We start from the raw sequence: 18600 nt of genomic DNA, 5'->3' as shown, positions 1-18600 counted from the left end.
CCTCGGTTCAAATTGAGATTAGTCACCACCTCAAACGCCCGCCTGGGCATAGATCGCCCGGGACTTCTCCAAGTACTCATTGGCTTTCACGTAGCGCTGTTCGTAGGTCGCCGTGGTGTCACGAAAGCCCTGGGTCGTATAGCGGTCCTTCTGGCTGGCCAACGCCGACGACATGAAAACAATCCATACCCGCGATAAGCGTCCGCCAGGCACAACTGATCCCCGGCCGCCGTGCACCGTGCACGGCCTCGGCAATCAAGCGCTCGGCCGGCAATGGCCGCCCTGATCCGCAACGCGTCGGCGTCAGCAACTTTTGCCGTGGATCGGAACTGGCCACGACACCGGCTGCGGAACAGCCGACCAGTGCCGAAAAGCGATGGCGAGGAGTACGACGCTAAATTCCTTGTTCATGGAGCAGTCCTTTTTGCGGGGGGCTAGCGAAAATAGATCACCCATAGCCAAAGAAATGTCAGGCCCCACATGACAATGCGGGCACGATCACCAAGTAGTTCCACGGATTGAACCGAGCGTTGCTGTCTGACCTTCCGGGTCGCCGGCGGCAAAATTGATCAGGGCCTGGATTGTTGAAGGATGTAGGCACAAAGAGGCAGCGCAGGAGCGTCAGGCTTTTATAGGCAACAACGCCTCGACGCGCGCAGCCACGGCGTCGAACACGTTGGCGCCACAGTCACCACACAAACACCGTGCCCATTGCTCAAAATCGAAATCGAATTTTCGGCCGCTCTCGACCACCCGCCGGTAGGCAAGCGCGGTAAAGCTTGTGCACAAAGAAGATAAAAAAAGAACGCGCGCGCAACGGCAAGATATCGGCCTGGTTGGCTTTCTTGTACAGGCTCCAGTTTTTATACGCCCAGACATAGGTGTACAGCCCAAAACTGAGCAGGCTCAGAATCATCAGCTTTTTCTGGGAAATGACATAGAACTCGGCAGCGGGCTTTACCGCCTCAGAAACTCTGCCGTTGGTGGAGCATAGATATTGTCGCTCACAACTTGGATCCCTCTAAGTCCCTTTAAGTCCACGAAGCAACAGCGCTTCAGTTATTGCGTCAAACCATCCCGCCGAGCTTCAACTCGCTTTTCAGGTACGCATAGTAAATCGGCCCCGCCACCACGCCCGGCAAGCCGAAGGCGGCTTCAAACACCAGCATCGCCAGGAGCATTCCCACGACTTGGCACTGATCTGCCCGCCTACGATCCGCGCGTTGAGGAAGTACTCGACCTTGTGGATCACGATCAGGTAACCCAGCGCCGCCACTGCGACCCAGATCGACAACGACAGCGCGACGATGGTGATCAGGGTGTTGGACATCAGGTTGCCGATCACCGGCAGCAGGCCGAGCAGGAAGGTCAGCACGATCAGGGTTTTGGTCAGCGGCAGGTGGATGCCGCACAGCGGCAGCACCACAGCAAGGAATATGGCGGTGAACGCGGTATTGAGCGCGGCGATCTTGATTTGCGCGAAGACGATGTTGCGAAACGCCTGGACCAGCAGGTGCAGGCGGTCGAACAGCGCGGCGGCCAGGGTTTGCGTTTGGTCGGTCGGGCACGCGCTGCAGGGCGATGATCGCACCGAGCACCATGCCGATCAGCAAGGTGACGAACATGTGGGCAGCATCCTTACCCACAAGCTGCAGCTCGCTCAAATGCTTGCTCAGCCAGTCGCCAATGGCCACGCGGAACTCGGCGGCGCTGCGGGCAGGTAGGCGTCAAGGAACGGCGGCAACTGGCCGCCGCGCGCGGTCGACCACGCCCATGAATTTGTCGAGGGACCCCCGGGGTTTCCGCTTCGTGGAGCAGGAAGCTGATGGGCGCCGGCAAAAATCAGGGGTCAGCACGCTGACGATCAGGGTGCCGAGCAACGCCACCGCCAGCCAAACGCGCGCGGCCGGCCTTCGATCAATCGCTGCAGTTGGGGGTGAGCATGTTGACCAGTTCATAGACCAACAGGCCGGCCAGGCAGGCTGGCAGCAATTTGAGCGGCAGGACCAGCAGCAACCCGCCGAAAAATGATGATGTAGCTGGCCAGCAATATCACGTGACGTTGAGAAACGTTGGCATACAGCCTCAAAACGAACGGCGTTAAAGGATGGGCAGTCTGCCAGCCTTGAGGGAATCAAGCGAGGGATCGGTTGTGAATGCGATCAAGTGTGGGAGCCGGGCTTGCCCCGATGGCCTCGCCGCGGTGTACAAGACAGAGCAGGGCGCCTGTTATCGCGGGCAAGCCCAGCTCCCCACTCGATCTGCGGCGTTCGCAACGAGTGATCAGCCTTTGAGACAGGTGCTTAAAGGTTTTACGCGCATCGCCGGTCAACGCCTTGGTTTTCGCCGACGCATTGCAATCCTTCATCTTCTGCTGCTGCGGTGTCAGGGTCTTGGCGTCATTGGCTGCCGGGGCCGACAGGCAGGTCTTCATAAAGGCCTTGCGCTCGTCACCCTTGAGCGTCTTGGTGGTGGCTTCGGCGTTGCAGGTGGTCATTTTGTTTTGCTGGGCGGTGGCGGCAAAACCTTGGGAACACAGCAGCAGGCCCATCATCAACAGCGGAATTCGCAGCATCTTCATGGAGTTTCTCTCCCTGTTACCGCACCGGGGGGCACGGCCTACCCAGCAGTGTAGTCAAAGCTTGTTACATCTTCATCGGCCGCGGATGTGTGTCCGTCGATACTGCTCAGGGGTGCAGCCGGCCTGGCGCTGGAACATGGCGATAAACGCCGAGGCGGTGCTGTAGCCCAGGTTCAAACGCCACATGTTGCACGCTGCGTTCGCTGTCGAGGGCCTCGATGGCCGCCAGGTAACGCAAGCGCTGGCGCCACTCGCCAAAGCTCATGCCCAGCTCGCGCACAAACTGACGCGCCAGGGTGCGCTCGCTCACGTGCACCTGTTCGGCCCAATGCGCCAGCGGGCGGTTGTCGCCGGGGTCGGCCTGCAGGCCTTCCAGCACGCCGAGCAGCCGGGGTGACGGGCGTAGGGCAAGAAACACTCATGAATCGGCGCTTGCTTGAGCTGGTCCACCAGCACCTGGGCCAGGCGGATGTCGGACTCAGTCCTGCGGCATGTTCACATCGCGCTGGCGAAGTCCGCTGAGGATCTTGAGGATGTCGCTGATGGCAGGGTGCAAGGCTGCTGCGGCAACTGCTCGCAGAGTTCCGGCGCCACCCGACCGAGTGGTAGACAATTGCCTCGGCATTGTAGGAGCTGTGTTCGGTATGCGGTGGCACCCACAGGCGTATTGCGGCGGTGACATGAAGCGGTTGCCGCACTTCCATGCGCATCACGCCGCTGGCGAGTAGTCCAGCGAGCCCCATAAATGCTGGTGCGGGGTGCATTCGGTGTCCGGGGCGAAATCCGAATAACGGAAGTACACCGGGCTCGGCAGCCGGGGGAAAATCCGCCAGGCGTACATTGTGCTTGCCATATTGTCTGGATACAGAGGTCGGTTGTCTGGATCGCAGTATAGGCTTCGATTCCAGACAATGGATAATCCCGCCCTCATCAACACACCTGGTTCCTTTCGATGCAATACGCTTATCCCCTGCTGGCCATTTTATCTGGGCCGGCAACACCGTCGTCAATAAACTGGCCGTGGGCTCGATCTTCCCGGCGGAAATCGGCTTTTACCGCTGGCTTTCCGCTCGCGGATCAAGGGCGTGTATTTCTCGATCATGACCCAGGCGCTGACCTTTGCCGGGATGCTGTTGTTTTTCCGCAACGAGACCGGGTTTGGCGGCAATAACGGCTTTACCAATTTTCCGCAGCATCCTCGGCTTTGGCATTACCGAGCCAGGCACACGCGCCGTGTTGTTCGTGGCCACGGTGCTGTTGCTGGTGGCGAGCCTGTTCATCGGCTGGCGCCTGGCCAAGAGCAAGTTCGGCCGGGTGTTGACGGCTCTGCGCGATGCCGAGAACCGCCTGATGTTCTGCGGCTACGACCCGCGTGGCTTCAAGCTGTTCGTGTGGGTGTTGAGCGCCGTGCTGTGTGGCTTGGCCGGGGCGCTGTATGTGCCGCAAGTGGGCATTATCAACCCCAGCGAAATGTCGCCAACCAACTCCATCGAAGCCGCCGTGTGGGTGCCCTGGGTGGGCGCGGTACGTTGATCGGCCCGTTGCTCGGTGCCGGCGTGGTGAACGGCATGAAAAGCTGGTTCACCGTGGCCTTCCGGAATACTGGCTGTTCTTCCTCGGGGCGTTGTTCATCATCGTCACCCTCTACCTGCCCAAGGGCGTCATCGGCCTGCTGAAGAAATGAGGAACGTCATGCTTGAACCTATTTTCGATGCAGGCAGCGGCCGCGATGCCATCGGCATTGGCCAGGCCGCCGGCAAGGGCCTGGACACCCGCCACGGCACCATCCTGACCCTGGAAGACATCAGCGTCAGCTTCGACGGCTTCAAGGCCCTCAACAACCTGAACCTCTACATCGGCGTTGGCGAACTGCGCTGCATCATCGGCCCCAACGGTGCCGGCAAGACCACGCTGATGGACGTGATCACCGGCAAGACCCGCCCCAGCCATGGCACCGCCTGGTTTGGCGAACACCTGGACTTGACCGGCATGAGCGAAGTGCAGATCGCCCAGGCTGGCATCGGCCGCAAGTTCCAGAAGCCCACGGTGTTTGAAGCCCTGAGCGTGTTCGAAAACCTGGAGCTGGCGCAGAAGACCGATAAATCCGTATGGGCCAGCCTGCGCGCGCGCCTGAGTGGCGAGCAGAAAGACCGTATCGACGAGGTGCTCGACACCCTGCGTCTCACCGCCTTGGCGCAGAGCCAGGCGGGGTTGCTGTCCCACGGCCAGAAGCAGTTCCTGGAAATCGGCATGCTGCTGATGCAGGACCCGCAGCTGTTGCTGCTGGACGAACCGGTGGCGGGGATGACCGACGCCGAAACCGACTTCACCGCCGAATTGTTCAAGCGCCTGGCGGGCAAGCATTCGCTGATGGTGGTCGAACACGACATGGGCTTTGTCGGCTCGATTGCCGACCACGTGACCGTGTTGCACCAGGGCAGCGTGCTGGCCGAAGGCTCGCTGGAACAGGTGCAGGAAAACGAACGCGTCATCGAGGTGTACCTCGGTCGCTGAGCCGGACACGGACTGCTTTATGTGGGAGCTGGCTTGCCTGCGATACAGGCAACTCGGTGTAACTGATACACCGTTATCGCAGGCAAGCCAGCTCCCACATTTGATCCGGTTTCCAAACGGGAACCGAGGAGGTTTTGAGAATGCTGCAAGTCGACAAGCTGCACCAGTACTACGGCGGTAGCCACATCCTGCGCGGGCTGTCCTTTGAGGTGAAGGTCGGCGAAGTCACCTGCCTGCTCGGCCGTAACGGCGTGGGCAAGACCACCTTGCTCAAGTGCCTGATGGGTCTGCTGCCGGCCAAAGAAGGCGCGGTGAATTGGGAAGGCAAGGCGATCACCGGTTTCAAGCCGCACCAGCGTGTGCACGCGGGCATCGCCTATGTGCCACAAGGCCGGGAGATCTTCGGGCGGCTGACGGTGGAAGAAAACCTGTTGATGGGGCTTTCGCGTTTTCCGGGCTCGCAAGCCAAGGAAGTGCCCGCTTTCATCTACGAACTGTTCCCGGTGCTGCTGCAAATGAAGCATCGACGTGGCGGCGATTTGTCCGGTGGCCAGCAACAGCAACTGGCGATCGGTCGAGCGTTGGCCAGCCGCCCGCGCCTGCTGATCCTCGACGAGCCCACCGAAGGCATCCAGCCCTCGGTGATCAAGGAGATCGGCGCGGTGATCAAGAAACTCGCGGCCCGTGGCGATATGGCGATTCTGCTGGTGGAGCAGTTCTACGATTTTGCCGCCGAGTTGGCGGATCAATACCTGGTGATGTCCCGTGGTGAAATCGTGCAGCAAGGCCGAGGTGAAAATATGGAAAGTGAAGGTGTACGCGGGCTGGTTACCATCTAACCTGTAGCGTCCTATTGATAAGTCAAAAAACATGAATCTGCCCGTTACTCCCGCCCTGTTCACCCCCAGCTGGCACGCCGAGCTGGAACTCGGCTACGCGCGTTTCGGCGACACCACACGCCCGGTGATGCGTCGCCATCGCGGTCCGCTGCGGGTGCAAAAGCACCTCTACGCCGAAGGCCCCGAGGTGTGCCAGCACATCATCGTGCACCCGCCCGGTGGGATTGCCGGCGGTGATCGCCTGGACATCAGCGCCCATGTCGGCGCGGGTGCCTGGGCGCAATTGACCAGCCCCGGCGCGGCCAAGTGGTATCGGGCCAGCGGCCCGGCCTACCAGCAACTGGACCTCACCGTGCAAGCGGGTGCCACCCTGGAATGGCTGCCCCAGGAAACCATCGTATTCAGCGCCGCCCAGGCCGAACTCACCACGCGCATCGAGCTGCAAGGCGATGCCCGCTTGTTCTACTGGGATGTGGTCGCACTGGGTCGCCCGGCCAGTGGAGAGCGTTTTGACCTGGGCCACTTTCAATCGCACCTGGATATCCGTCGCGACGGCCAGTTGCTCTGGCATGAGCGCCAGCGCATTGTGGGCGCCGACGGCTTGCTCGACTCGCCCATCGGCCTGGATGGGCAGCCGGTATTTGCGACCCTGTTGCTGACCGGCGACGTAGACCCCGAATTACTCGACACCTGTCGCGCCCTGCCCCATGAAGTGCGCGGCGACCTGACCCAACTGCCCGGCCTGCTGGTCGCCCGCTGCCTGGCCAGTGAAGCGTTGCTGGCGCGGGGATGGTTGATTGATTTATGGCGGCTGTTGCGCCCGGCGGTGCTTGGGCGAGAGGCGGTTTCACCCCGGATCTGGAGCACATGACGATCTAAATGTGGGAGCGGGCTTGCTCGCGAAAGCGGTGGACCAGGTAAAGACGCATCGACTGACACACCGCTTTCGCGAGCAAGCCCGCTCCCACATGGGATCTCTGTGGTAATTAAGAATGCTGTTTTTCAAGGACCTTGAACCATGGATTTGACCCCACGGGAAAAAGACAAACTGTTGATCTTCACCGCAGGCCTGGTGGCCGAGCGTCGCCTGGCGCGCGGTGTGAAGCTCAACTACCCGGAAACCATCGCCTATATCTCCGCAGCCTTGATGGAAGGCGCCCGCGATGGCCGCACGGTGGCCGACCTGATGCACTACGGCACCACCCTGCTCAGCCGCGAACAGGTAATGGAAGGCATCCCGGAGATGATCCCGGATATCCAAGTGGAAGCCACCTTCCCCGACGGCACCAAGCTGGTCACCGTCCACCAACCCATCGCCTGAGGCCCGGCCATGATTCGTGACGCAACCCAAAACGACTTGCCGGCGATCCGCGACATCTACAACGACGCGGTGCTCAACACCACGGCGATCTGGAACGAACAACCGGTGGACCTGGGCAATCGCCAGGCCTGGTTCAGTGCACGCCACGCCCAGGGTTATCCGATCCTGGTCAGTGTCGAAAATGGCGAGGTCACCGGCTACGCCTCATTCGGCGACTGGCGGCCGTTCGAAGGCTTTCGCTACAGCGTCGAGCACTCGGTGTATGTGCGCAGCGACCAACGCGGCAAGGGCCTCGGCCCATTGCTGATGCAAGCCCTGATCGAACGCGCACGCACATGCGGCAAGCACGTGATGGTCGCCGCCATCGAAAGCGGCAACCTCGCCTCGATCCGCCTGCATGAGCGCCAGGGTTTCATCACCACCGGGCAAATGCCCCAGGTCGGCATCAAGTTCGGCCGCTGGCTGGACCTGACCTTCATGCAACTGGCCTTGAACCGGGCGCGGAACCGCCCAAGGAGTGAAGTCGATGAACGCTACGCAACTGCGTCGAGTGAATGCAGAAAGTTTTGCCCACTACCGCCTGGGTTTGATCGAGCTGTTGCTGGACGCGGTGAAGCACGGTGCTTCGGTCGGCTTCATGGCGGACTTCGACGAGGCCGAGGCCCGCGCCTACCTCCAAGGCGTGCAAGCCAGCATCGAGGACGCCAGCTTGTTGCTGTGGGTGGTGGTGCGCGACGAACGGGTGATCGCCAGCGTGCAACTGGCCCTGTGCCAAAAGGCCAACGGCCTCAACCGTGCCGAAGTGCAAAAGCTGCTGGTACACAGCAGCGCCCGACGCCATGGCCTGGGCCAGCAGTTGATGAACACCCTGGAGCTTGCCGCACGCCAACACAAGCGCGGCCTGTTGTACCTGGACACCGAGGCCGGCTCCCCGGCCGAGGCCTTTTATCAGTCGCTGCGCTACACCAAGATCGGTGAACTGCCCGACTACTGCCAAAGCCCGGACGGGCGCTACAGCCCGACCGCCATCTACTTCAAGACCCTGGGGCAACCTGCATGATTCCTGGTGAATATCAGATCCAGCCTGGCGATATCGAACTCAACGTCGGCCGCCGCACCGTCACCCTCAGTGTGGCCAACAGCGGCGACCGGCCGATTCAAGTGGGCTCGCATTACCATTTTTTCGAGACCAATGACGCGCTGACGTTTGATCGCGCGGCGAGCCGTGGCATGCGCTTGAACATTCCGGCGGGGACGGCGGTGCGGTTTGAACCGGGGCAGAGTCGTGAAATCGAGTTGGTCGACTTGAGCGGTGGGAGACGGGTATTTGGGTTTGCAGGTCGAGTTATGGGTGATCTTTAGGCCCTCTTCGCGAGCAAGCCCGCTCCCACACTTAGAATGCATTTCAAACTGTGGGAGCGGGCTTGCTCGCGAAAGCGGATTCACATTCAACACATATTTATCAGGGCAACCACATGAAAATCAGCCGCCAAGCCTACGCCGACATGTACGGCCCCACCGTCGGAGACAAGGTCCGCCTGGCCGACACCGAACTGTTTGTCGAGGTCGAACAGGACTTCACGGTCTACGGCGAAGAAGTCAAATTCGGCGGCGGTAAAGTCATCCGTGATGGCCAGGGCCAAAGCCAGTTGCTCGCCCATGAAGTGGTCGACACCCTGATCACCAACGCGCTGATCATCGACCACTGGGGCATCGTCAAGGCCGACGTCGGCCTGAAGAACGGTCGTATCCATGCGATCGGCAAGGCCGGTAACCCGGACATCCAACCGGGCGTGACCATGGCCATCGGGGCCAGCACCGAAGTGATCGCCGGCGAAGGCATGATCCTCACCGCCGGCGGCATCGACAGCCACGTGCACTTCATCTGCCCGCAGCAGATCGAAGAAGCGCTGACCAGCGGCGTCACCACCATGATCGGTGGTGGCACAGGCCCTGCCACCGGCACCAACGCCACTACCTGTACCTCCGGGCCGTGGCACCTTGCGCGCATGCTCCAGGCCAGCGATTCGTTCCCGATGAACATCGGGTTCACCGGCAAGGGCAACGCCAGCCTGCCGGAGCCGTTGATCGAACAGGTCAAGGCCGGCGCCATCGGCTTGAAGCTGCATGAAGACTGGGGCACCACCCCCGCGAGTATCGACAACTGCCTGAGCGTTGCCGATGACTACGACGTGCAAGTGGCGATCCACAGCGACACCCTCAACGAGTCCGGCTTTGTCGAAACCACCCTCGCCGCGCTCAAGGGCCGCACCATCCACACTTACCACACAGAAGGTGCCGGTGGCGGTCACGCACCGGACATCATCAAGGCCTGCGGTTTCGCCAATGTGCTGCCGAGCTCAACCAACCCGACGCGGCCGTTCACCCGCAACACCATCGATGAGCACCTCGACATGTTGATGGTCTGCCATCACCTGGACCCGAGCATTGCCGAAGACGTGGCCTTCGCCGAAAGCCGTATCCGCCGCGAAACCATCGCCGCCGAAGACATCCTGCACGACCTCGGCGCGTTCTCGATGATCAGCTCCGACAGCCAGGCCATGGGCCGCGTCGGCGAGGTGATCACGCGTACCTGGCAGACCGCCGACAAGATGAAAAAACAACGTGGTCCGCTCCCCGGTGACGGCCCAGGCAATGACAACTTCCGCGCCAAGCGCTACATCGCCAAGTACACAATCAACCCAGCGATCACCCACGGAGTCAGCCATATCGTCGGCTCGATCGAAGTGGGCAAGTGGGCCGACCTGGTCCTGTGGCGACCGGCTTTCTTCGGCGTAAAACCCACCTTGATTCTCAAGGGCGGCGCCATCGCCTCAAGCCTGATGGGCGATGCCAACGCTTCGATCCCGACACCGCAGCCAGTGCACTACCGCCCGATGTTCGCCAGCTTCGGCAGCTCGCTGCACGCCACCAGCCTGACCTTTATCAGCCAGGCTGCGATGGAGGCCGGCCTGCCCGAAGCGCTGGGTTTGAAGAAGCAGATCGCCGTGGTCAAAGGCTGCCGCACCGTGCAGAAATCCGACCTGATCCACAACGACTACCTGCCGCACATCGACGTCGACCCACAGACCTACCAGGTCAAGGCCGACGGCGTGTTGCTGTGGTGCGAGCCGGCTGAGTCGTTGCCGATGGCCCAGCGTTACTTTCTGTTTTGAGCCTGCGCCGGTGATTGACGCGGCTCGGCGTTGGCCCCTTCCCACGAGGGCGGCAACGCCACGCTTTCAGGGATGAACGTCAACCACCGTATCAGCCAAACTTGATTTTGATATCCTCCTCTGAATACCCGTAGTCAACGCGCAACTCGACGCCCGCAGGAATATCTTCGGTCGCAAATACCACATTCAACAGATAGGGCGTCAGCTTGCCTGGGCGGCTGGCAGGGTGTTCGGCTTGAATATCGAAAGCCGCGGTCTCGACGTTATATCCACTGGCTGCCTGCTTCACGGGTTTGCCGTCAAGATCGTAGTCGAAATGGGTATTGATCCTGGAGATGATGGTATCCCCCACCAGATAGGTCGGGTTGGGCGACATACCGACGGTGCCGGGTCGGGGCTTTGGGGAGACAACCACCCCAAACGTATTCGCCGTCTCAAGCCCAAAGCCATCGGGCATAATCACTCCGCCATAAATGCCGACGATCTCGCCTTTGGCAATACGCCGGTTGGCGACCACCATGGACTGTCCGATCAAGGCTCTTTCTCCGGGCACTTTCACATCATCGGCGGTAAATTTGCGCCACTGCAGTTTCTCCTCATACAAGGCCCCCACGCGCTCATACCCCTCAAAGAGGATGTAAGGCTTGATCTGCGCCGACGTGTAGGTAGAGCCCGAGACCAGAGAAACCTCGGTCTCCAGACTTCGTATACGTATCGGCCTGCCCTGTAGATCCCGGAGTGGGTACTTACCATTGTTGGCGCGGTTATAGGCTCCCAGTTCGTTTTCCTGAGTCATCCAGTGAACATTGCGCCGCATGAAATCGAGTTCGTCTGCCGTGTAGGGCGTCACTTGCATAGACTCGAGAGCATCTTCAAACACGTCCGGAGAACCCTCTGGCCTCATCCCTCCAATCAAGCCTCTGCGCTTCCAAAGCCCGGCGGCATCGGGTTTGGCAATAATCCCACTGGTGACCAGGGCAAACGGATTGTCCGGCGCCTGCACCCTCAACACGTAGTGCATACCATCGCCGGCATCGGGCATGCTCGCAATAAAATACTGTTGGCCATTGAACTCGATGGTGTGCGCCTTGGCGAGCTGTAATTCAGGCGTTGTGTTCTCCAACGCCTCCAGGTTTCCCCGTGGCAGCAGCGCTTCAGCGATTTCCTTTCGGGTCAGCGTGTCTATCAACTCGGCTTCCTTGATCGCCAACTGCGCCTGCAGGCTCTTCGCCTTGGCCTCGTGAGCGGAACTGGACAGCAGTTTCGCTTCAAAATCGGCGTGTTGGGCAGCCAGTTGATCGTGGAACGGCTGGCTCAACGCCTCGAACTGGGCCTGGTATTTATGGGTGATGTAATCGTTCCAGAATTCCCGGCTCAGCAGGGCCTGGTGTTCCTGAGGCGAGTCATTCAAGGCGACAACTTTTTCATAGGCGCTGTCCAGCATGGCAGGCGTGACGCCCCCCATAGAAGTGAACCGCGTGTGCTGCGGTTGACCCGGCAGATCCAGTCGGTCCTTGAGGCCATCGCGGTAGGCCAACTTGATCTCGACTTCTTCAAGCATTTCCAGTTGCCGATTCCTGGCAGACTCACTCAAGCCGGGTTGTGCGTTGATAGCGGCTCGCCGCTGATCGATATCGGCCAGGGCGATCTTTTCCACCTCATCCAGGCGAAACAAGCGCCTGGACAGTGTCAGCAGCGAGGGGCCCTGACTCACGTCCAGCGCCTGGGTGCTGGCCCGGTAGACCAGGGTCATGACTTCCAGGTTGCTGAACGACAGCGCCGCGCGGTCGCAACACGCTGCACGGCCGGCCCATTCAAACATTTGCGTGCGCAGCTTTTCGGATTCCGGACTGTTTTCAGTGATGCTGTCGATGACCTCCCAGACCCTGCGCTGCAGGTCCTCCTGGCCATCAGCTGCGGGTTCCAAGTCCCTGAGGACCTCAAAGAACCCGTTGCTTGCCGGTTGTTCACGCAACCCCTGCCACTGGGCTTTGCGTTGCGCCACTTGCCCCTCGGGCATACCGCGGGCCCACCTCTTGAAAGGCGCCAGGGACATGGGCAGTTTCACCCTGATGGACCCGCCAATGTCCAACGCCGTGGCGACCAGACGGTTGGGGTTGTCCGGCGATGCCAGGCCTGCCCGCTCCAGTCGCTCACCGTACGCACTGATCTGCTGGCGAGTTTGCTCCGATAAGGGGTTGTTGCCGATATTGGTGACTCGGCTGACGCGGTTGCTTGCCGCCAGTTCCTCATCCGACGGTGCAATGACCTCATCGGGAAGGGTTGTGAACTGATTGTTGCGCAAATCCAGGTTATACAGCAGCGGCTGCTCACCCAGGCCGGTCGGCCAGCTATCAAGGTTGGCGTGGCTCATGAACACGTTGCGCATGTCCGGGATCCGGCTGAAATCCGGCGTGATGCCAAGGGGGTTTGCGCTCAGGCTCAATGCACGCAAAGACGTGCGCTCGGACAGTACCTGGGCGGTTTGCGGGGTGAGACGCAGCCGGTTTTTGTGCAGGAATAAACGCGTCAAGCCATGCATTTCACCGAGCGCCGGCGGCAGCTCGCGCAACTGGTTGTTTGAAAGGTCCAGCCAGCGCACGTTACGAAAGCGTCGCAGCATGCCCTCGGGTGAAGCCACCAGGTTCATATGGGTCAACTTGAGCGAGCCGACATGACTGAAGTCGGCGTCCAGCTCCGGCAGGGTCGGCAAAGTCAGCCCGCTCAGGTCCAACTGAATGCCGATCTGGGTGCCGTCTGCTGCGGTTTCCTGTGGCGCATCACCTCGCCAGCACTTCAGGATACGAGTCCTGGCGATGTAGCGATGATCACTGTCCGCAGCATTGAGTTCGCGCTGTGCGGTTCGCACGTAACGGGCGGCACCGCTGCTGGTGCTCTGATTGCCCCCAGCCGATGCCCAAGTGTTCAACTGTTGCTGCAACTGATCGAACGCCAGCCTGCGACTGGCCAGTTCCGCTTGCGCGCCGTCGCCCAATCCCCAGACAAACTCCCTGGCGTCTTGAACGTTATAGTGGTTGTAAAGGAGACTCGCCTCCTCAACCAGCGGGTTTTTCAGGTAAAACGCATAGCCGTCAAAGTCCGCGACCAGGTCAGGGCGTGCCTGCGTAAGCGTTTGCCAGTAACGATCCAGGACACGCCAATAGTCGTCAGGGAACGGATTACCGGAGAGCTGTGTCACTTTGTTGAGCCGGGCGACCTCTTCGACTTGCTCCGGGGATGGGTTGAGATAGGCCTGGGGCACCTCACTTAGTTTGTTATTACTCAAGTCCACGGAGGTCAGACGCGCTTTCCCTACCAAGCCAGTGGGCCATTGATCAATACGGGTGGACCTCAAGTTGAGTGCCTTCAACTGGGACATCCCCGCGAAATCGGGTAATACGCCCAGAGGATTCTGGGACAAGTCCAGCACCTGCATGTGGGTGAAGGCGCTGAGCGTGGAGGCGCCTTTGGCATCCAGCTGAATCTTGTTGCCAGACAGGTCCAGATGGGCCAATTGACTCATTTCATAAACGACATCAGGTAACTGCGTCATCTGGGTGTTGATGATCTTGAGTGTTTTTACGTGAGAAAAATTTTTAAGAAAGGTTTGGGTAGAACTGTCCACGCTGACCCCCACCAACTTCAGATGATCGATGTGGCTGAAATCCGCTGTCAGCGCCGGCATCTCCACGGGTACACCGATATTGAAAAGAAAGGACGAGCCCGTCTCGCGTCGCCAGCATCGCCTGATTTGATCAGCACAGGCCCGCATCCCTCCAGCCTGCCGGTAGAAAAACGTGATTGAGGACGGGTGGGTATGTGCCTTGACCCATTGGTTGAGCTCACTGTCCAGGGCTGCGTACTCCGTCTCTCGACGCGCCAGTTCCGTACGAGGGTTGTCTCCAAGTGTTTCGATCAGGGCCGAAATGCCCTGCTCATCCAGCGCCGGATAAAGACTGCGTACCCGCGCACGGGTGCTGCGCAACGCATTCACTCCTTGGGCCAGCAGTTGTTCATACCCGCGGCCACCACCCAGCAGTCGCATCGCTGGATCATAGGCCGGCTTGCGTACCGGATGCTCCAACAGTACGGTGCGCAACGGTGCACGTGGCAGTGGTGACGCCTGAATCAATGCCTTGAGCTGTTGGGTATCGGTCAACCCCAGCCGTTGACGTTCATCCGGGGACATCACCTCCCACACCGCCTCATAAAAGTCCCTGGGCATTGCGGCGACGAACTGGCCATTCTCCATCAGCACCAGTTTGCGCACCTGAGTCTGGTCAGGACTGCCAATGGCATCGAGCAACGTGCCCTGCTCCGAATACTGGCGCAGCTCCAGACGAACGCCCCTGCGCCAGCCAGGCAAGGTTTCCAGGGTACGCAGGGCCAGGCGCAAGCTGTCGACATCGGCCAGGGAGTCCAGCAGCAGCCCTTCATAGGCGCGGGATACGCGGGCCTCCTGCTCATACCAGCGCGCCTGCTCCACCACCGGTTCCGGCAGGATGGCCTTGGTGCGCCAGGTTTGCAGCTCCTCGGCACTGAGACCGTCGAGCAAGCGGGAGGCTATCGCGCCGGGAAGCTTGGGGTAGCCCTCCAGGGAGCCGTCGGCTGCCGTCAGTGCCTGGTAGCGCTCCTCCAGGAAAGCTGCCTTGAAGACCTCCACTTGATCACCCAGGTACTGGCGCAGCTTTGCGGCCCTCGCAGACAAAGATTCCTCAGGCGTTCCCGGGAACTCCTTGAGTTCAGGATCAACCCCTTGCAGGGTGTACAAGACTTGCTCCAGCAACTCACCCCGCGCCTGATGGTTTGCGCTGAGTACGATGGTGCGACGGTTGCCGGCGGCAGCATCCTCCCAGAGCGTGCGTCCGGCAGCGTCGATGACGCGCAAGGGCGATGTGCTGGGGAGCATCCCTCGGCGCTTGAGCAGATCCAGTTGTAACACCGGGTCCGCCTGGGCATACACTCCGGGGTCGAGGCTTTTCATCTGCTCGATAAACCGCGAGAGCTCGTTGTGCAGGGCAAAGCGCTTGAAAGTGTCGGCAAGTATCAGCGGCGTGGGCTCATGGTTGAACTGGGCCTCTCGCAGCGCGTCTGGCTCTACCCCACTGGCGAACAGTGCATCGGCCCGCTGCCCGACCGGCACGGGTTCCGCTGGCAACCCCATACGCCGCAACAACGTGTCCGTGTCCCAGGTCAGCGGCGCGTCGGCTTCAGACTGCCAGGCGCCTTCGTGGTTGTGCGCTAGCTGCGGGGCATAGGCATCGGCGCGGTGGGGATGGCGGATGCGCCAAGCTTCCAGGGTGTCATCAAACGTCGTCTCGTAGACCTTGCCGTCCTGACGGATGTAGGTCTTGCCGTCGACCACAAACTGCCCCAAGGCATTGGGCGCCGTGCTGTCGGGTAGCTTGGTGGGGCTTTCATAAGGCGTGAGGTCAGTTTTCCATAAGCGTGCCTGACCATCGCTCGACTCGACCTGTTTCAAGCCTTCGATAACCGGCTCTGGCTTCACCGTCACCAGCTTGCCAATCCCCTTCCCTGCCGCGCCCATCACCGCAATCAACGCGAGATTTTGCGCCACATCCACCAAGTGCACCTTGGCCGCCTTGCGGTCGCCCTCGCTCCATTCGGTCGCGCCCTCAAACACGGTGTACAGCAGCTGACCGGCAATCACCACCATCATCAACTCACCCAGACCCGGCACAAAACCTAACACCAGCATGCCGATGTTCAGCAGGCTGGCGATTTTTTGCGAGCGCACCTTCGCATCCACATCCGCCGTCGACACCGCGTGGCTGCGTGCGTCGCCCAGCAGCTTGTCGCGATACCGGTCAAACAGGTAATCCCATAGGTCGACGTTATCCGCCCAGATACCGCGGCCCCTGCGCGCAATGCCCTGAGGGTCGAGGTAGGGGTCATCCTCCGGCACTTGGACCACCGCATCCGGCGGGGGCAGCTCGTTGAAAGCACCCCAGGGGTTTAAGCCCTTTACAACCATATTGAGCAGCGGAGCGTAAGGTGCAAAGGACTGATCGAAGGTTTTATCCGGTCCGTTCTGGGTGAATTGACTGAAATAATCCGGCAGGTCGGCGTAGTCGACGAACTGGCTGAAAAAACGCTGGTAGGCGGTCGGCCCTGATACAGATAAGTCACGCGCCGTGAACTGGCGCTTGAACTGCTCGCGCAGTTGGCCGAGAGAGTAGCGCTTGAGCGGTGACTGCGGGTCTTGCGGTACATAGAGGATGAATTCATCACTGTAGGCGTACTTGTCACTGATGCTGAACACTACGCAGCCGGTCAAGCGGTGCTTCATCAATTGGAGGTCGCGAAACCACACGCGCTTACCCTTCAGGCGTGGATTCATTTCGCCCGCGATCACCGACAGGATCATGTCGTAGTCGGCCGGCTCGATATCCTTTTTCAACAGCGCCATTTCTGCCGCCGCGCGCATCGCGTCTTTCTGTGCGGCCACGAATGGGTCGTGAAGGGCCTTTGCCTTCGCCGCGTCCGTGGGGTAGAGAAAGCCCTTGAGGTACAGCTGATAGAGCGCGCCGATATTCAGCACGCGACAGAGCTTGAGAAACTGGCGGACCGTCAGGGATGTCGACAACGGCTCGAAGGTGCCTGGGGTGGCGCCTTCGACCACGAACCCCGAGGTCTCATCGAATGCCCCCGCCTCACACTCCGCGGCCTCGAAGTTATGGATGGCGGCCTGCAACAGCGACAGGTTCAAGACCTGGTACGTACCGACACGTTCGCGCAGGATCCCATACGTGATGGTCTTGTTCAGGCGCAGGAAGGTCTTATTGACGTCGAGGGTGACCTTCAAGGCGTCTTTCAACGCCTGGCTGAGCAACGGCGCGGCGAACGCGTCGAGGCCCTGCAGGTCGGCCATGGCCTTGTCGAGTTGGGTTTGCGAAGAGAAGCTGGCGAACGTCGCAGTGTCCACTGCCTGGCGCTGGACCGGGGACGCCTGGTGATACCAGTCGGGCAAGTTGGCGGGCGCGTCTTTCACCGCCTGGCGCCGTTGTGGCGTGGCCTGGATCAACCAGTCGGGGATGGCTTGCTCAAGCAGGGGGTTGTGGATACTTGCACTGGCTGGCGTGGCCGGGAGTGGCGATGGTGTGCCGGGCATAGTGACTCTCCTGGTTCAAAGGGAGAGACAGCACACCATGCCCGGCACCGCTGGCCGCGGTAGATGCTTAGCCCACCGGGCCGATCAGAACCCCTCGCGCGGGTTGAACGCCGCCTTGGCAGCCAGTTCCTGCCACAGCGCCTTGACCTCATCGCTGCTGTCCTTGGGCATCACCGCCTTGAGCTGCACGAACAGGTAACCGCGCTGCCCGGCCTTGTTCAGCAGGCCATGGCCCTTGGCGCGCATGCGCTGGCCGTTCTGGCTGCCGGCAGGCACCTTGAGGTTGATCTTGCCGGTGAGCGTCGGCACCTGCACTTCAGCACCCAGCGCCAACTCCCACGGGGCCAGGGGCAGGTTGATGATCAGGTTTTCGCCGTCCACTTCGAACTTGGGGTGTGGCGCGAACTTGATGATCAGGTACAGGTCGCCATTGGCCCCACCGCCGATACCGGGGGCGCCTTGCGCCTTGAGGCGGATACGCTCGCCGTCGGCCACACCGGCGGGGATCTTCACGTTCAGGCTCTTGGTGGTGTTGCTGACGTGACGCCCCGAAGCGTCGTACTGCGGCACCTGGAAGCTGATCTGCTTGGACTCGGTGGATAGCGTCTCTTCCAGGAACACCGACAGCTGCATCTCGACGTCCTGGCCTTTGCGCCCGGCAGGACGGCGCTGGCCGCCACCAAAGGCGTCGCCGCGCGAGCCGAAGATCGAGCTGAAGAAGTCCGAGAAATCCTCGCCACCACCGCCACCGCCGAAGCCGCCACGGCTCTGCCAGCCCGGCGGGCCCTGGAACGGCTGGCCATGCTGGCCGTATTTGCGCAGCTCGTCGTACTCGGCGCGCTTATCGGCGCTTTTAAGCGCTTCATAGGCTTCGGACGCGTCCTTGAACTTGGCTTCGGCGTCTTTTTCCTTGCTCACATCCGGGTGATATTTGCGTGCGAGTTTTCGATAGGCAGCCTTGATTTCCTTGTCATCGGCGCTCGGCTCGACACCCAATATCTTGTAGTAGTCTTTGAAATCCATCGGCGGTTCACCAT

At 60.7% G+C, this 18600-nt stretch carries 10 protein-coding genes and 6 pseudogenes; 10 read left to right on the top strand and 6 right to left on the bottom strand.

The window, feature by feature from the left end:
• Positions 1 to 30: 30 nt before the first annotated feature.
• The 4 genes and pseudogenes from KUA23_RS03020 to KUA23_RS03005 all read right to left on the bottom strand — a co-directional run bounded on the left by KUA23_RS03020 (position 31) and on the right by KUA23_RS03005 (position 3414).
• Positions 31 to 174: a hypothetical protein gene (locus KUA23_RS03020; protein ID WP_252993424.1), complete on the bottom strand. Its 144-nt coding sequence runs from the start codon at positions 172 to 174 to the stop codon at positions 31 to 33.
• An 893-nt stretch (positions 175 to 1067) separates the two neighbouring features.
• A pseudogene (locus KUA23_RS03015) lies at positions 1068 to 2083 on the bottom strand (AI-2E family transporter).
• A 200-nt stretch (positions 2084 to 2283) separates the two neighbouring features.
• Positions 2284 to 2581: pseudogene (locus KUA23_RS03010) on the bottom strand (PsiF family protein).
• 72 nt (positions 2582 to 2653) lie between these two features.
• Positions 2654 to 3414 (bottom strand): annotated as a pseudogene (locus tag KUA23_RS03005) (AraC family transcriptional regulator).
• Between the two features lie 119 nt (positions 3415 to 3533).
• Here KUA23_RS03005 and KUA23_RS03000 point away from each other — a divergent pair.
• The 10 genes and pseudogenes from KUA23_RS03000 to ureC form a co-directional block, all read left to right on the top strand.
• A pseudogene (locus tag KUA23_RS03000) lies at positions 3534 to 3646 on the top strand (EamA family transporter); the annotation flags it as partial.
• Positions 3643 to 4265 (top strand): annotated as a pseudogene (locus tag KUA23_RS30200) (ABC transporter permease subunit); the annotation flags it as partial. The pseudogenes KUA23_RS03000 and KUA23_RS30200, both read left to right, overlap by 4 nt.
• Positions 4262 to 5095, top strand: coding sequence for an urea ABC transporter ATP-binding protein UrtD (gene urtD, locus KUA23_RS02990; protein WP_177409477.1), 834 nt, complete (start codon positions 4262 to 4264; stop codon positions 5093 to 5095). The pseudogene KUA23_RS30200 and the gene urtD, both read left to right, overlap by 4 nt.
• A gap of 140 nt (positions 5096 to 5235) precedes the next feature.
• The gene (urtE, locus tag KUA23_RS02985; RefSeq protein WP_078046649.1) at positions 5236 to 5934 is read left to right on the top strand and encodes an urea ABC transporter ATP-binding subunit UrtE; all 699 of its coding nucleotides are present in this window, start codon (positions 5236 to 5238) and stop codon (positions 5932 to 5934) included.
• Positions 5935 to 5965: 31 nt separating this feature from the next.
• Complete coding sequence (locus KUA23_RS02980) at positions 5966 to 6805, top strand: urease accessory protein UreD (RefSeq protein ID WP_252993422.1); 840 nt, start codon at positions 5966 to 5968, stop codon at positions 6803 to 6805.
• Positions 6806 to 6952: 147 nt separating this feature from the next.
• Positions 6953 to 7255 carry an urease subunit gamma gene (ureA, locus tag KUA23_RS02975; protein WP_003171437.1) on the top strand — a complete coding sequence of 101 codons (303 nt, stop codon included), beginning with the start codon at positions 6953 to 6955 and terminating at the stop codon, positions 7253 to 7255.
• Between the two features lie 9 nt (positions 7256 to 7264).
• Positions 7265 to 7776 (top strand): annotated as a pseudogene (locus KUA23_RS02970) (N-acetyltransferase family protein).
• A gap of 5 nt (positions 7777 to 7781) precedes the next feature.
• A complete protein-coding gene (locus KUA23_RS02965; RefSeq protein ID WP_099493480.1) occupies positions 7782 to 8315 on the top strand; it encodes a GNAT family N-acetyltransferase in 534 nt (177 codons plus the stop codon).
• Complete coding sequence (locus KUA23_RS02960; protein WP_078046645.1) at positions 8312 to 8617, top strand: urease subunit beta; 306 nt, start codon at positions 8312 to 8314, stop codon at positions 8615 to 8617. The genes KUA23_RS02965 and KUA23_RS02960 overlap by 4 nt, the downstream gene beginning before the upstream one ends.
• Positions 8618 to 8730: 113 nt before the next feature.
• Positions 8731 to 10431, top strand: a complete 1701-nt coding sequence (gene ureC / locus KUA23_RS02955) for an urease subunit alpha (protein WP_099493481.1) — start codon at positions 8731 to 8733, stop codon at positions 10429 to 10431.
• A gap of 91 nt (positions 10432 to 10522) precedes the next feature.
• Here ureC and KUA23_RS02950 read toward each other — a convergent pair whose 3' ends face one another.
• On the bottom strand, positions 10523 to 17563 hold the full coding sequence (locus KUA23_RS02950) for an NEL-type E3 ubiquitin ligase domain-containing protein (RefSeq protein ID WP_252993421.1): 7041 nt from the start codon (positions 17561 to 17563) through the stop codon (positions 10523 to 10525).
• An 84-nt stretch (positions 17564 to 17647) separates the two neighbouring features.
• Positions 17648 to 18586 carry a DnaJ C-terminal domain-containing protein gene (locus KUA23_RS02945; RefSeq protein WP_099493483.1) on the bottom strand — a complete coding sequence of 313 codons (939 nt, stop codon included), beginning with the start codon at positions 18584 to 18586 and terminating at the stop codon, positions 17648 to 17650.
• Positions 18587 to 18600 lie beyond the last annotated feature (14 nt).

Origin of the sequence: Pseudomonas pergaminensis, from assembly GCF_024112395.2 — a bacterium.
Lineage (GTDB): Bacteria > Pseudomonadota > Gammaproteobacteria > Pseudomonadales > Pseudomonadaceae > Aquipseudomonas > Aquipseudomonas pergaminensis.
The sequence above is the reverse complement of the archived record's forward strand: the minus strand, read 5'-3'. Positions and strand labels throughout refer to the sequence as shown.